Source organism: Bacillus sp. ME78 (assembly GCF_903970865.1).
Lineage (GTDB): Bacteria > Bacillota > Bacilli > Bacillales > Bacillaceae_G > Bacillus_A > Bacillus_A cereus.
On record NZ_CAJCKK010000007.1, the window covers coordinates 108,804 to 123,859 of the forward strand.

Here is a 15,056-nt window from a genome sequence, read left to right on the forward strand (position 1 = left end):
TTCTCTTTTTTATTAAAAATCTGTAATTAACTTTTCTTTTAGCTCTCCTACAGATAAAGGTTTCGCATAATAAAATCCCTGTACATAATCACAGCTCATTGATTGTAACAAACTCTCTTGCTCTACTGTTTCTACCCCTTCAGCAACTACTGCTAAATTTAAACTATGAGCAATTTCAATAACGGATTTTACAATCGTTCGTTCTGGTTGTGCGTGATCATAATGAAATTCACGAATAAAATTACGATCAATTTTTACAATATCCAGTGGTAGTTGTTTTAAATAATATAAGGAAGAATAGCCAGTTCCGAAATCATCCAAAGCAATTAAAACACCCATATTTCTTAATTCTTGTAATGTAGCAATAATATAATCAAAATGGCGAACTGCAATACTTTCCGTTATTTCCAATATTAAACGGTTCGGAGGAAAACCAGTCCTCTTTAAAATGCTACGTACAGACAAAATAAAACGTTTCTGCATTAATTGTTGTATAGATAAATTCACAGATAACTTTAGTCCTTCTTGGTAATTTGGCAATGTTTTAAACAATCGGCATGACTTTTCTAATACCCAGTCTCCTAGCTTTATAATAAGTCCAGACTCTTCAGCAACAGGGATAAATTCGCTTGGTGAAATAGGTCCGTCTTCTGTCATACAACGTACTAGAGCTTCTATACCAGAATATCTCTTCGTTTTCAAATCAATAATAGGCTGCAATGCTACATCTAACTCTTCATCACGAATTGCCTTTTGCAAAGCAAACTCAACTTTCATTCTACGATTTATTTTCGCGCGTAGCTCATCTGTAAAGAAACATGCAGCATTTCTCCCCTGTTCTTTTGCACTATACATAGCTAAGTCGGAGTTTTTCAATAACGTTTCCACGTCTTTTCCATCTTGTGGATAAGAACAAAGTCCTAGACTAGCTGAAATGTATACTTCATGGCCTTCCAGCATAAATGGTGCCTGAAAACATGACAACACAGATGTCGCTAACTGACTCATATCATCTTGTCTATGATTTTTTGTTAACAGCACAAATTCGTCGCCACCTAGCCTAGCCAGAACATCTTTCTCTCCTAGTACATAATGCAACCTTGAAGCGACTTCGCTTAAAAGTAAGTCCCCTATCATATGACCTAACGTATCATTTACTAATTTAAAACGGTCCAAATCAAAGTAAATCATACCAAATTCTTTTTTATCTGCAATCAATTTATTAACGGTCGTTATTAATTGCAAACGGTTCGGCAAACTCGTTAAAGCATCATGATAGGCAAGTTCCCTATAACGACTTTCACTTAGCCGCAACCTCTGTTCCGCTTCTTTTCTACTACTAATATCATTTCGGATTGCGATAAACTGGTATGGCTCTCCTTTTTCATTTAAAAATGGAACAATTGTTGTTTTGACCCAATAATATGTACCATCTTTCGCTCGATTCCGAATCTCACCTGTCCATACTTTCCCATTCAAAATACGTTTCCATAAGTTTTGAAAAAAGGTTTTCGGATGATGACCTGAATTTAAGATACGGTGATCTTTTCCAATTAATTCTTCTCTTTTGTATTTAGAGATTTCACAAAATTTATCATTTACATATGTAATAAGACCTTTTCGATCTGTAATTGCAACAATTGAAGACTCATCTAATGCTAACTTTAAATCTCGCAATGAAGAGTCATATAATGCATGACCTCTCTGTTCTAGCATGCGCATCTCTCCTTGCTTCTATCTGACTAAAACACAACCTGTTTCTCTTCATAGAAATAGAGATATTTCATTTTCTAATACTAGCCCATTACATAAATTATCTTTTTAAATAGACCGATTAAAATAACATAATATTATTTGTAATAAAAAGCAATATTATACCGTTCCAATTATAACTAGTAGCTTCTCATCTCCCTAATTATTTCGCGCCTTATTATACTGCAATCCCTTTAAGTGGCTCTATGCAAGCCTTGTTTCCAACTAATACCACTCACATCTGATCTCTTTGTTTTTAATAACGAAATAGAAATTAGAACATACTACATAACTATTCACGAATAATAATATAAAACTCTACATCAATGTATATGTTTTTGAATTACAATAACAAAATATTAACATATTTTCACCTTAATTTTGGAAGTATTTTATAAATAAATACCGTATTAAACTAAAAAAGAGGATAGCCTCTTTTTTAGTTTAATACGAATATGGTATTTGCTGATAACCTGGGTATGGCATTGGATACGTTACAGGGTATGGTGATGGATAAGCTACTGGATATGGAGCCGGATAATATCCTCCACTTGTTGCACCTGTTAATGCACCCGCTGTCAGTCCGCCTAACACTCCTCCTGCAAAGCTTCCAGGGAAAAATCCGCCTCCCCATGAACTACCACCACCCCAGCCCCAGCCGCCTCCGTGATGATGATGGTGATCATAGTGATTGTGTCCTCCATGGTGATGATGTCCGCCGTTATGATTGTGTCCTCCATGATGATTCCGATAGTACAATCCATTATTTTCTATATAATTCATGTTTCTCCGCTCCTTTTTGATTTTTTCATTTTCATATGCGTTAAGAGTGAGATAAAAAATGGGATAGTACACTGTATGTAGGACAAATGCGGAAAGTATAGGTGAAATGTCTATATTTTGTAAAAAAAGAAAAACACCTTATAATAAAGATGTCATATTACATCTTCTATTTAAGAAGTCTATATTGAAAAAAGATTAGGGGAATTATATAGAAATGAAGAAGCCTATCGTTCAATTACTATTAATATTTACAATTGTATCTATCGTTCTGTTCCTATTAAATACATCGTATATCTCGTTATATACATTTGTCGGTGCTCTATGGTCCATCACAATCGTAGGAATTTCATTCGTTATTTTTATAGAAAATAGATCTCCACAAAGTACATTAGCATGGTTTTTAGTATTAGCACTTCTTCCTATTATAGGTGTGCTTTTATACGCTATTTTCGGACGCAGCCGCTGGAGAAGAAAAAAACATCTCCATCGTTCAGAAGAACAAAGAAAATTATTCCGTGAAATATTAGAAGGAAGAAGACTAGAGTTATTACTCACAGTCCCACTAAATGAACGTTCCTTACATTTAACAGAAGTCATACAAAAATTTGGGGGCGGTCCTGCCGCAGATAAAACAACTACAAAACTTTTAACAAACGGAGATCAAACATTTTCAGAAATTTTGCGAGCTATAGAGCAGGCAAAACATCATATACATATTCAATACTACATTTATAAATCTGATGAAATTGGTACAAAAGTTCGAGATGCTTTAATACAAAAAGCAAAAGATGGTGTTATTGTACGCTTCCTTTATGATGGCCTTGGAAGTAATACGTTAAGAAGACGATTTTTACAACCTATGAAAGAAGCTGGGATTGAAATTGTAGAATTTGACCCTATTTTTTCAGCTTGGTTACTTGAAACTGTCAATTATCGTAACCATCGAAAAATTGTTATTGTAGATGGAGAAATTGGTTTTACCGGAGGACTCAATGTCGGCGATGAATATCTTGGCCGTTCAAAGAAATTTCCTGTTTGGCGTGATAGTCATTTAAAAATAGAAGGAAAAGCATTATATAAATTACAAGCAATCTTTCTAGAAGACTGGCTCTATGCCTCTAGTGGTTTAAATACTTATTCCTGGGATCAATTCATGAATAGACAATACTTCCCAGGTAAAGAGATTTCAAATGCAGAAGGTGCTGTTCAAATCGTAGCAAGCGGACCAAGCTCCGATGATAAAAGTATTCGTAATACATTATTAGCTGTTATGGGCTCTGCAAAAAAATCCATTTGGATTGCTACACCCTACTTTATTCCAGATCAAGAAACTTTAACATTATTACGCTTAAGTGCAATTGCCGGAATAGATGTACGGATTTTATATCCAGGTAAAAGTGATAGCATCATTAGTGATCAAGCATCTCAATCCTATTTCACTCCGCTTTTAAAAGCTGGTGCTTCTATTTACAGTTATAAAGATGGTTTTATGCATGCAAAAATTGTACTCGTTGATGATATAATTGCAACTATTGGAACAGCAAACATGGATGTACGTAGCTTTGAATTGAATTACGAAATTATTAGCGTACTTTATGAATCAAAAACAGTTCACGATATTAAACGTGATTTTGAAGAAGACTTTAAACATTCAACTGAAATTAAATGGAACTCTTTCCAAAAAAGAAGTATAAAAAAACGCATATTGGAGTCTTTCATGAGGCTCATTTCTCCTTTACTGTAAGCAATCAACTTCATCTTGATTGCTTTTTCTTTCCCCTTTATCCTCCTTCCTTTTCTTTGCATACCATATTAAAACAAGTTATCATAAGATGTATTACTTTATGAAAATAATGTTAGGTGGGAAATACATGTTAGAACAATTTCATATACATTCTGATTTAAAACAACAGCTTTCTACGATTCATGAAAAGAATAAACAAGAAGCTGGTGAAAATGCACATTTAATCGGAACGAAAATATATAAAGCGTCTGATAATAGCATTATTGAAGATGCGATTACAGCACTTCTTCTTGGCAAGAACATTCTATTAAAAGGACCGACTGGTAGTGGTAAAACAGTACTAGCGGAAACTCTTTCTTCTTTATTCCAAAAACCAATGCATAGCATTAACTGCTCTGTCGACTTAGATGTAGAAGGTATTTTAGGATACAACACACTACAAACGAAAGATGGTGCATCTGAAGTTTCATTCGTTAACGGTCCTCTTATGAAAGCAATGAAGAACGGTCACTTCCTATATATTGACGAAATCAATATGGCAAAACCTGAAACTTTACCGCTACTTCACGGCGCATTAGATTACCGTAAAATGATCACAAACCCATTTACACAAGAGGTTGTATACGGTGATGACGAATACCGTGTAATTGCTGCGATTAACGAAGGTTACGTTGGAACAAGTGAACTAAATGAAGCATTAAAAAACCGTTTCGTTATTATTGAAGTTCCTTACATTCAAGGTGACACATTAAAAGAACTATTATTAGCAGAATCAAAATTAAATGATGTTGCAACAATTGAAAAGTTTGTTGCATTTGCAAGCGACCTTATGCCTTTAGCTCGCGATGGACGTGTAAGTGAAGAAGCAGCAAGTATTCGTGGTATTATCGACGCATGTGATTTAGGTGTATATATTCCTGTTATGCGCGCTATTGAACGAAGCATAATTGCAAAACTTAATGATGAAACAGAACAAATGACTGTCCGTGAATTAGCAGAAAGTTATTTCTTTGAGGGATAATTTATGAGACAAATTTTTAGTGACAAAAAAATTGATGCGTCGCTGTTTCTACAAATGGAAAACTTAATGTATGCCCTTCTAAAAGAAGACGATGCCTATCTTGAATACGGCTATAAAGCATACTACGACGAAATTGAAAAGAAAGTTGTCATTAGTCACTTTTGGGATGATCGAAAAGAAGAAGATACAGTAATCGGATTAAAAAGCGAAGTGTTCTTAAAAGCACTTGGTAATAAACATTACTCGGACATGACTTTAATTCGTTCGTATGCGATTGAATTGCAAGAATCGCCCCTAAAAAAGTTTTTAACACAATTATTTGTTCTATTAGAAGATTTACGCGTTGAGGAAATCGTAAAGAACTTACGTCCTGGCACGAAACATATTTTTAAACGCCGAAAAGAAATGTACCGCAATTATTTCGGCTCTCAAAATGAAATAAACCGCGTTCGTAATTATCACGGTGATCGTCTATTTTGCCTATGCTATCTTTCATTAACGAGCGATAAATATGAAATGTTTAATAATGAATATTTTGAGCAAATTGAAGCGATTTTACATGAAACATTCCAAGCACGTAATACAGAAGATATTATGTATATCATTGAGAAAATTCGCTATCGCTTAGAGGCGCTTCTTGAAAGTGATATGCTTAACAACTATTTCGGACATGCCCCACTTTACTTATCTGTTCTTGCAGACGAAAAGAACTGTCGCGTCGAAGATTTAGCAAATGATGATACGCAGCTTATAGATGACGATGAAAATAAAAACAAAATGGATGAAAGTTTCTCCACATGGCATCGTGAAAATAAAAATAACGAAAACGAGAACTTTTTACGCTTTGAATTAGAAAGCGGAACAAAAACAAACATGATGGGCGATACTGCTCGTGAATCAGAAGATGGCGACCAAGCACTTGGTTCTGTACAAGGTACTTCTCAAAAAAGTACACAATCCAACTTTGATGGCGCTGATACAGAAGAAGCAAGGGCTTCACACGCTTCTAGCCAGCACGACGGTGCATATGGGAAGTATAATGTAGGTGCTTCTCATACATTTAAAGAAGCTCGCAAAGTAAATATTGATGAGAAAAAAGATTACCAAGCTATCAAATCAGTCGTCAATAAAGATGTAAAAGAATTAAAGAAAATTATCGAAAAAACGATTGAAAATAAAACGAATGCGAATAGTGATAAATATTACGGAAGACTTCGTAAGAAATTCCTTCGTATTTATACCGAAAAACAACCGCGGATGTTTTATAAAAAAGGACAAGAGTCACAAGAACTCGATGTTGCATTCCAACTGTTAGTTGACTGTTCTGGTTCTATGTATAACAAAATGGAAGAAACGAAGAAGAGTGTTGTACTATTCCATGAAGCTTTAAAATCTTTAAAAATCCCGCACGCTATTAGCGGATTTTGGGAAGATGCCTCTAGCGCTAAACCTGAAGATAAGCCGAACGTTATCCATGAAGTTGTAAATTATAAAAACTCAACGTTACCAAACGTTGGTCCAGAAATTATGCAACTTCGTGAAGAAGAAGATAACCGCGACGGATATATTATTCGTATCGTTTCTGAAAAGCTTGCCAAAAGACCTGAGAAACATAAATTCTTACTAGTCTTCACAGACGGTGAGCCTTCTGCGCTAGACTATCAACAAGACGGAATTTTAGATACGCATGAAGCTGTTAAACTCGCGCGTAAAAGTGGTATGGAAGTAATCGGTATCTTCATCGAAGAAGGCGAAGCGAAAGAAGCAACTTATCAATTGATGAAAAACATTTATAACCATCACTTCTTAGTTGCAAATCACGCTGAAGATTTACGTCTAAAGATTAAACCACTATTGAAAAAATTATTACTGAAGACGATTGAATAGAAAATAGGAGCCTTGTGGCTCCTGTTTTTTCGTTCAATTACTTTGTTTCTGGTTGAAACTTGTATGGAATGGCTACTTCTAACAAAGATTCAAATCCTCCGTCATAGTATGGGAAGCGCTCATTCGCAATTGTTCGATCCACCCACTCTATTGCAGAAATTTCACCTTCATCTTCCGCAATAAGTTCACCTTTTACTACATTCGCTCGGAATGTAAAAAATAGTGCATGATTCCCTGATTCTTCAAAGAATTTTTCATTGATCGCAACAAGTCCACCTAACGCAGCAGTTAAACCTGTCTCTTCTTTCACTTCCCTTATTAGTGCTTCCTCTAATATTTCACCTTTTTCCACAGCCCCGCCTGGCAATGACCAAACGTTTTGTTCTACATTATGTACCATTAATATTTTATCTGTTTCTTCGTCATGTATTAGTGCATATACGACATCAACTCTCTGCATAAGGCTTCTCTCCCTCCAAAAATGATGAAGAGCCGATTCCTAAGAATCGACCCTTCTTATTAATTCATCACTAACTCAGCTGCAAGCTTTTTTTTTAACTTAGCCAGCATGTCAGTTGTCATTTTATCTAAATCGTATTCTGCTTTGAAGCCCCACTCTTTCATTGCTGCTGTTGCATCAATAGAGTTTGGCCAGCTATCAGCGATTGTTTGACGAGCTGGATCTACTGCATAATCCATTGTAAACGTCGGAATGTGTTTACGAATTGACGCTGCAATTTGCTCTGGCTCGAAGCTCATTGCTGTAATGTTAAATGCATTTCTATGCACTAGCTTACTTGGATCAGCTTCCATTAATGAAATGATCGCTTGTAAAGCATCAGGCATATACATCATGTCCATGTACGTTCCTTCAGCAATGTATGAGGTGTATGCACCTTTTTTAATCGCCTCATAATAAATTTCAACTGCATAATCAGTTGTTCCGCCTCCTGGAGGAGCTACGTAAGAAATTAAACCTGGGAAACGGACACCGCGCGTATCTACACCAAACTTTTGATAATAATAATCACATAGTAATTCTCCTGCTACTTTGTTTACCCCATACATCGTAGTAGGACGCTGAATTGTATCTTGCGGTGTATTATCTTTTGGCGTCGATGGACCGAATGCACCGATAGAACTTGGTGTGAAGAACTTACAGTTTAATTCACGAGCTGCTTCTAGAGCATTTACAAGTCCACCCATATTTAAATTCCATGCAAATAACGGATTTTTTTCTGCTGTTGCTGAAAGTAAAGCTGCTAAATGAATAATTGTATCTACTTCATTACGCTTTGCGATATCATGTAGTTTTTGTCCATCTGTTACATCTAACGTTTCAAATGGACCAGACGTTACTACTTCACTGTCTGTTTCACGAATATCTGTTGCAATAACATTTGATGCGCCGTATACATCACGAAGTTTCATTACTAGTTCAGAACCAATTTGCCCTAAAGAACCGGTTACTAGAATTTTTTTCATTTTCCCCACTCCTCATTTGCAAGCTATTCAAAAGATGTCGTTACTTAAATGATGCCCATTTCTTTCCCTACTTTTTCATACTTACGAATTGCTTCATCTAACATTTCTTTCGTATGAGCTGCTGTAGGCATATTACGAACACGACCTGTTCCTTTTGCTACAGTTGGGAACACGATAGATTTTGCGTATACGCCTTCTTCATTTAGACGTTTACTAAATTCTTGTGTTAATACTTCGTCCCCAATAATACAAGGTGTAATTGGCGTTTCACTTTCCCCAATGTTAAAGCCAAGTTCTTTTAACCCTTGTTTTAAATAACGACCGTTTTCCCATAGACGATCATGTAACTCTGTGCTTTCCATTAAGATTTCAATTGATCTCATGCAAGCTGCCGCATCAGCTGGTGTTAATGCTGTAGAGAATAAGAATGGACGTGAACGAACTTTTAACCAGTCAATTAAGTTTTGTTTCCCTGCTACATATCCACCAATTACCCCAATTGCTTTTGATAATGTACCAATTTGGAAATCAACTTTATCAGAAAGACCGAAGTGCTTTACAGTTCCTGCACCTTTTCCAAGTACACCTGAACCGTGTGCATCATCTACGTATGTCATTAAATCTAACTCTTCTGCAATCTCAACAATTTCTGGTAGTTTTGCAACATCTCCATCCATTGAGAAAACACCGTCTGTAATTACCATTAATTTATTGTAAAGACCTGATTCTTTCGCCGCGATTGCTTTTTGGCGTAAATCTTCCATATCAGAATGTTTATAAACAATAATTTTTGCTTTTGATAGACGACTACCGTCAATAATAGATGCATGATTTAATTCGTCTGAAAGAATCGCATCATTTTTATCCATAACAGCTGAAATCGCTGCCATATTACAGTTAAATCCTGATTGATAAGCAATTGCTGCTTCTGTATGTTTAAACTTTGCAATTGTTTCTTCTAACTTAATATGCAAATCTAAAGTACCGTTAATTGTACGAACAGCCCCTGCTCCAACACCGTACTTATGAATAGCACCAATTGCTGCTTCTTGCAAACGGCTATCTGTTGCTAATCCAAGATAGTTGTTTGAAGATAAGTTAATATATTCTTTTCCGCCAATTGTAATGATTGGTCCATTCGAACTCTCAAGCGGATCAATTACGTTATAAAGCCCCTTTGATTTTAAATCCTCTAAATTTTCTTCTAAAAATTTCGCAAGTGTTTTACTAGACATTGTGAAGCCTCCCATCGTTCATGTAAGCGGATTATTGTCTTAATAGTTCTAATAATCCCTCTACTAGCTTAACACGTTTTCAGAATTTATTATAGAAAAATAGTTTAAAGTAACCGCTTACAATTCTAGATTATATATGATTCATTACAATAAATCTATCATTTACTTTTCATATTTGATAGAATTAAAAAAATATTTAGGGAGGCTTCAAACATGGCATTTACAGAATCTGATGTATACAATAACACAGCATTTTTCGAACAATATATGAAACGAAGATACCGAGAAAATAGCCCAAATGAATCCATTGAAAAACCAGTATTCTTTCAGCTCATTGGTCATGTGCAAGGAAAACAAATTCTCGATTTAGGCTGTGGTGATGCTAAGTTTGGTGCGGAATTATTAGAAAAGGGATGCTACTCTTACACCGGCATTGAAGGCTCCGAGCTTATGTATGGAAAAGCTAAAAAACAACTAGAAAATAAAAATGGATCTGTTCATTTTTTAAACCTCAAAGATTATACCTATCCCTCTTCCACTTTTGATTTAGTAACCTCTAGACTCGCCTTACATTATATTGAACATCTTGATATCATTTTTCAAAACGTGTTTCAAACTTTAAAAACAAATGGCACCTTTACCTTTAGCGTTCAACATCCCGTTATTACTTCTTCATTTGAAAGCTTACAAACAAGTGGTAAAAGAACGAGTTGGCTCGTCGATGATTATTTTAAACTAGGCAAACGGGTTGAACCATGGATTGACCAAGAAGTTATTAAATATCATCGTACAACGGAAGAGTATTTCACATTATTACAGCAAGCTGGATTTACCATTACATCATTAAAAGAAGCTACACCAAATCCAACCTATTTTCAAGATGAAGAAGAGTATAAACGTCGCTTACGTATTCCTCTCTTCCTCTTATTTTCTTGTACCAAATAAAAAAAACGATGACTCACTCATCGTTTTTTTATCTCATTGCCTGAGCAACTTCTTTAACTACACGTCTTCCTCTTCCGTGAGGGATACAAAGCGGTGTTCCAAACAACGGATCCGTACTAATTTGACACTCCATTCGGAATACATCACGTACTAGTTTCTCATCTACCACTTCTTCAGGTTTACCTTGTGCATATATTTGTTTATCTTGAATTGCTACAATGTTATCTGCATAGCGGCATGCTAAATTCAGATCATGTAATACCATAACAATTGTTCTTTGTTCTGTTTCATTTAATTCGAATAATAAATCTAGCACTTCAATTTGGTGAGTCATATCTAAGTATGTAGTTGGCTCATCCAGTAAAATGATGTCTGTATCTTGTGCAAGTGTCATTGCGATCCAAGCACGTTGACGCTGCCCACCTGAAAGAGCATGCACATCACGCTCAGCAAATTCTGTCATACCTGTTGCTGCAAGTGCCTTCTGTACCATTTCCTCGTCTTTTTCTGACCATTGCTTCAGCCATGTTTGATATGGATAGCGTCCTTGCTTTACAAGTTGTAATACTGTAAGTCCTTCTGGTGCTTGTGGTCCTTGCGGTAAAATCGCCATTTGACGAGCAATTTGCTTCGTTTGCATACTTTGAATTGCTTGATTATCTAACAAAATATCACCATTTGTTGGCTTTAATAATCTGGCTAGTGAACGTAATAAAGTTGATTTCCCGCAACCGTTAGAACCGATAAAAATTGTAATTTCTCCTTTTGGAATTTCTAAGTTCAGCTCATCAATAATAATTGTTTCACCATAAGACAACGTCAAGCGTTTCGTCTCCAATGCTTTTTGCATATTCATCTCCCTTTATGAATTCCGACTTTTATAAAGTAAATAAATGAAATAAGGTGCACCAATTGCTGATGTAAATACCCCTGCTGGAATTTCAAGTGGTGTGAAAATTGTACGCCCTATTAAATCTGCAGCAAGTACTAGAATTGCACCGACAATAGCTGCAACTGGGAGTAATGCACCGTATAAAGAACCAACTAATCTTCGTGAAATATGAGGTGCCATTAAACCGACAAATCCAATCCCTCCGGCAAAAGCTACCGCACCACCAATTAAAGCTGTACTAAGTAATAACATAAATACACGCGACTTCGTTAAAGGAACCCCAAGTCCTACCGCTATATCATCCCCTAGCTCTTGTGCATTTAAATGCCTAGCTGCGATAAATGATATTACTGTTAAAATGAGAACCCAAGGCGCAAGTACCATAACATTTTGCCAAGAAGAGCCGTAAACGGTACCCGTAATCCATACATTCGCTTGGCTCGCTTGATAAATTGGTGCTAGCAACATAAATAATGTTGTCGCCGCCTTCGTTAATGCCCAAAATCCAACACCAATTAAAACGAGACTAATTGGTGATAATCCATCATTTTGCCATGCAAATAAGTATACAAAAACCGCTACAATCGTTGCTCCTGCAAAAGCTGCGAGCGGCATATAATGAATACTTACCGTTAGTGCATTATTTTTATCACTAAATAACGCTAAAAATAATACAACTGCGACACTTGCCCCGCCCGTAATCCCGATGATATCAGGAGAAGCAAGTGGATTTCGAACGAGCCCTTGTAAAATACAGCCCGCTACCGCAAGCGCAATTCCTACGAGGATAGCAATTAAAATACGTGGCATACGAAACTTATTTACAACCATATTTGACATTGCATCGCCATTTCCGGTAATTGCTTGCCATACGTCATAAGGAGCAATTTTCATGTCTCCCATACCTGCGCTCGCAAAGAATAATCCTATTAAAACAACTAGTAAACTTAACAAGACGAGACAAGCTCGTTTATACATTAAAAACGAGAGCTCGCCTTTTCCTATACGAAACGGAATATATTTCTTCATTTGCTAAGCCCTCTCTTACGTGCAATATAAATAAAGAACGGTGCTCCAATAAATGCTGTCATAACTCCTACTGGTACTTCTTGTGGCATAATGACATATCTTGCTGCTATATCAGCCAATATTAGTAGTATTGCACCTAACAATCCGCTATAAGGCACTCTCCATCTGTGGTCAACTCCAACAAGAAATCTAGCAAAATGCGGAGTAATAATTCCAATAAATCCAATTGGGCCAGCAACCGCAACTGAACCACCAGACAATAGTACAATAATAAGTAACACGAATGATTTCATTAAAATTGTTCGTTGTCCAAGTCCTTTCGCGACGTCTTCTCCCATCATCAATGTATTTACTTTCCCTGCCATCATAAGAGATGCAATCCATCCTATTAATAAATATGGGAATACAGATTGTAAAATTTCTAACTTTCTCCCTTGCACAGATCCAGCAAGCCAAAATAATACCTCTTCAAGTGCTTTTTCATTTAACACAAGTAATCCTTGTGTTAATGATGAAAATAACGCACTAATTGCGACCCCTGCTAACGTTAACTTAAGAGGAGTAGTCCCTTCTTTTCCTAAAGAACTAGAAGCAAATACAAGTACAGCTGCAACCGCAGCTCCTAAAAAGGCAATCCATGTGAAAGCTGATAATGATGTTACTGAAAAGATTACAATTGCTACAACTATGAAGAACGCAGCACCTGAATTTAATCCAATAAAATCTGGAGAAGCAAGTGGATTCTTAGTTAAAGTTTGCATAAGACAACCCGCGATGGCTAAACTAGCACCAACACTTGCTGCTATAAGTGCCCTTGGAAGGCGCACATTTTGAATAATAATATGTTCATTAGAACCATTAAAATGGAAAAAAGCATCTAGCGCTAATTTCCAGCTCGTATTTGTATATCCGAAAATAATACTTCCCCAAATACAAATAACGACTGCAATGATTCCAACAAATAATCCAATCCATTTTGCTTGATTTGTTTTTAATAACATGCAGCGTTTCCCCTTCAATGTATAATGATACGTTGTAAGTGTATTTCAACTTAATTCTTATTGTCAACGGAAATGAGAATTATTTTCAACCATATGTATTGACAATCAAAAGATAAAGGCTTAATATCATGCTTGCTATTGAAAAATATTCTCAACATGTAGGGGGTACATAATGAATTTCATGCGAAAAAAATCGTTTACAGTATTTGTATTTTTACTAGCATTTTCAATGCTTTTAAGCGCTTGTGGAAAATCAAATAACAAAGAAGAATCTACAAAAGAAGATAATAAAAAAGAAGTGGTTACTGTAGAACATGCAATGGGTAAAACAGAAGTTCCTGCTAATCCAAAACGTGTAGTTATCTTAACAAATGAAGGAACTGAAGCTTTACTTGAATTAGGTGTGAAACCAGTTGGTGCTGTAAAGTCTTGGACGGGTGACCCATGGTATCCACATATTAAGGATAAAATGAAAGATGTAAAAGTTGTTGGTGATGAAGGACAAGTTAACGTTGAAACAATTGCTTCTTTAAAACCAGACTTAATTATCGGTAACAAAATGCGTCACGAAAAAGTGTACGAACAACTAAAAGCAATTGCACCTACTGTGTTCTCAGAAACATTACGTGGGGAATGGAAAGATAACTTCAAATTTTATGCAAAAGCATTAAATAAAGAAAAAGAAGGTCAAAAAGTTGTAGCTGATTACGAATCACGTATGAAAGATTTAAAAGGCAAACTTGGCGATAAAGTAAATCAAGAAATCTCTATGGTTCGTTTCATGCCTGGTGATGTTCGTATTTATCATGGCGATACATTCTCTGGTGTTATTTTAAAAGAACTTGGATTTAAACGTCCTGGAGATCAAAACAAAGATGATTTTGCAGAGCGTAACGTATCTAAAGAGCGTATTTCTGCTATGGATGGTGACGTATTATTCTACTTCACATTCGATAAAGGAAATGAGAAAAAAGGATCTGAACTAGAAAAAGAATATATAAACGATCCTCTATTTAAAAATTTAAATGCCGTAAAAAATGGTAAAGCATACAAAGTCGACGATGTTATTTGGAATACAGCTGGCGGTGTAATGGCTGCTAACCTACTATTAGATGATATCGAAAAACGCTTTGTTAAATAATTTTATTCTAACCAGCTCTCTCTTTGATGGAGCTGGTTTTTTCATTTCACTGAAGTGTCACATTATTTCATTTTGTATTTTTATTCCCAATATGTTATATTATAAAAGTAAATAGAATATATTTTCTTTATATCAGAATAG

The 15,056-nt window shown here is 35.7% G+C and carries 13 protein-coding genes; 5 read left to right on the forward strand and 8 right to left on the reverse strand.

The window, feature by feature from the left end:
- Positions 1-12: 12 nt before the first annotated feature.
- Together H6481_RS11055 and H6481_RS11060 are read right to left on the reverse strand one after the other, a co-directional pair.
- Entirely contained in the window at positions 13-1,716 is a 1,704-nt protein-coding gene (locus H6481_RS11055; RefSeq protein ID WP_071732235.1) for an EAL domain-containing protein, read from the reverse strand.
- A gap of 480 nt (positions 1,717-2,196) precedes the next feature.
- Positions 2,197-2,535 carry a hypothetical protein gene (locus H6481_RS11060; RefSeq protein ID WP_001106382.1) on the reverse strand — a complete coding sequence of 113 codons (339 nt, stop codon included), beginning with the start codon at positions 2,533-2,535 and terminating at the stop codon, positions 2,197-2,199.
- Between the two features lie 214 nt (positions 2,536-2,749).
- Between H6481_RS11060 and H6481_RS11065 the strand changes: the two genes are divergently transcribed.
- From H6481_RS11065 to H6481_RS11075, 3 genes are all read left to right on the forward strand, one after another.
- On the forward strand, positions 2,750-4,279 hold the full coding sequence (locus H6481_RS11065) for a cardiolipin synthase (RefSeq protein ID WP_182811659.1): 1,530 nt from the start codon (positions 2,750-2,752) through the stop codon (positions 4,277-4,279).
- 127 nt (positions 4,280-4,406) lie between these two features.
- Positions 4,407-5,300, forward strand: a complete 894-nt coding sequence (locus H6481_RS11070; protein ID WP_000892988.1) for a MoxR family ATPase — start codon at positions 4,407-4,409, stop codon at positions 5,298-5,300.
- 3 nt (positions 5,301-5,303) lie between these two features.
- Positions 5,304-7,187: a VWA domain-containing protein gene (locus tag H6481_RS11075; protein WP_071732236.1), complete on the forward strand. Its 1,884-nt coding sequence runs from the start codon at positions 5,304-5,306 to the stop codon at positions 7,185-7,187.
- Positions 7,188-7,224: 37 nt separating this feature from the next.
- Here the strand turns inward: H6481_RS11075 and H6481_RS11080 are convergent, their stop codons facing one another.
- Genes H6481_RS11080 through H6481_RS11090 form a run of 3 tightly spaced genes read right to left on the reverse strand, consistent with a single transcriptional unit; the run spans position 7,225 to position 9,907 of the window.
- Positions 7,225-7,647, reverse strand: coding sequence for an NUDIX hydrolase (locus H6481_RS11080; RefSeq protein WP_001189938.1), 423 nt, complete (start codon positions 7,645-7,647; stop codon positions 7,225-7,227).
- A 59-nt stretch (positions 7,648-7,706) separates the two neighbouring features.
- Positions 7,707-8,672 carry an L-threonine 3-dehydrogenase gene (locus H6481_RS11085; protein ID WP_016083557.1) on the reverse strand — a complete coding sequence of 322 codons (966 nt, stop codon included), beginning with the start codon at positions 8,670-8,672 and terminating at the stop codon, positions 7,707-7,709.
- Positions 8,673-8,716: 44 nt separating this feature from the next.
- On the reverse strand, positions 8,717-9,907 hold the full coding sequence (locus H6481_RS11090) for a glycine C-acetyltransferase (protein WP_000095906.1): 1,191 nt from the start codon (positions 9,905-9,907) through the stop codon (positions 8,717-8,719).
- A 213-nt stretch (positions 9,908-10,120) separates the two neighbouring features.
- On the opposite strand from H6481_RS11090, the gene H6481_RS11095 reads away from it, so the two are divergent.
- Positions 10,121-10,852 carry a class I SAM-dependent methyltransferase gene (locus tag H6481_RS11095; RefSeq protein WP_000885974.1) on the forward strand — a complete coding sequence of 244 codons (732 nt, stop codon included), beginning with the start codon at positions 10,121-10,123 and terminating at the stop codon, positions 10,850-10,852.
- Between the two features lie 28 nt (positions 10,853-10,880).
- Here H6481_RS11095 and H6481_RS11100 read toward each other — a convergent pair whose 3' ends face one another.
- Genes H6481_RS11100 through H6481_RS11110 form a run of 3 tightly spaced genes read right to left on the reverse strand, consistent with a single transcriptional unit; the run spans position 10,881 to position 13,774 of the window.
- Entirely contained in the window at positions 10,881-11,702 is an 822-nt protein-coding gene (locus H6481_RS11100) for an ABC transporter ATP-binding protein (protein WP_001167953.1), read from the reverse strand.
- Between the two features lie 12 nt (positions 11,703-11,714).
- Positions 11,715-12,773 (reverse strand): iron ABC transporter permease, encoded by a 1,059-nt coding sequence (locus H6481_RS11105; RefSeq protein ID WP_000760059.1) that lies wholly within the window; start codon positions 12,771-12,773, stop codon positions 11,715-11,717.
- Positions 12,770-13,774 carry an iron ABC transporter permease gene (locus H6481_RS11110; protein ID WP_000925211.1) on the reverse strand — a complete coding sequence of 335 codons (1,005 nt, stop codon included), beginning with the start codon at positions 13,772-13,774 and terminating at the stop codon, positions 12,770-12,772. The genes H6481_RS11105 and H6481_RS11110 overlap by 4 nt, the downstream gene beginning before the upstream one ends.
- 172 nt (positions 13,775-13,946) lie before the next feature.
- On the opposite strand from H6481_RS11110, the gene H6481_RS11115 reads away from it, so the two are divergent.
- Positions 13,947-14,915 (forward strand): iron-siderophore ABC transporter substrate-binding protein, encoded by a 969-nt coding sequence (locus H6481_RS11115; protein ID WP_001010277.1) that lies wholly within the window; start codon positions 13,947-13,949, stop codon positions 14,913-14,915.
- The last annotated feature ends 141 nt before the right edge of the window (positions 14,916-15,056 follow it).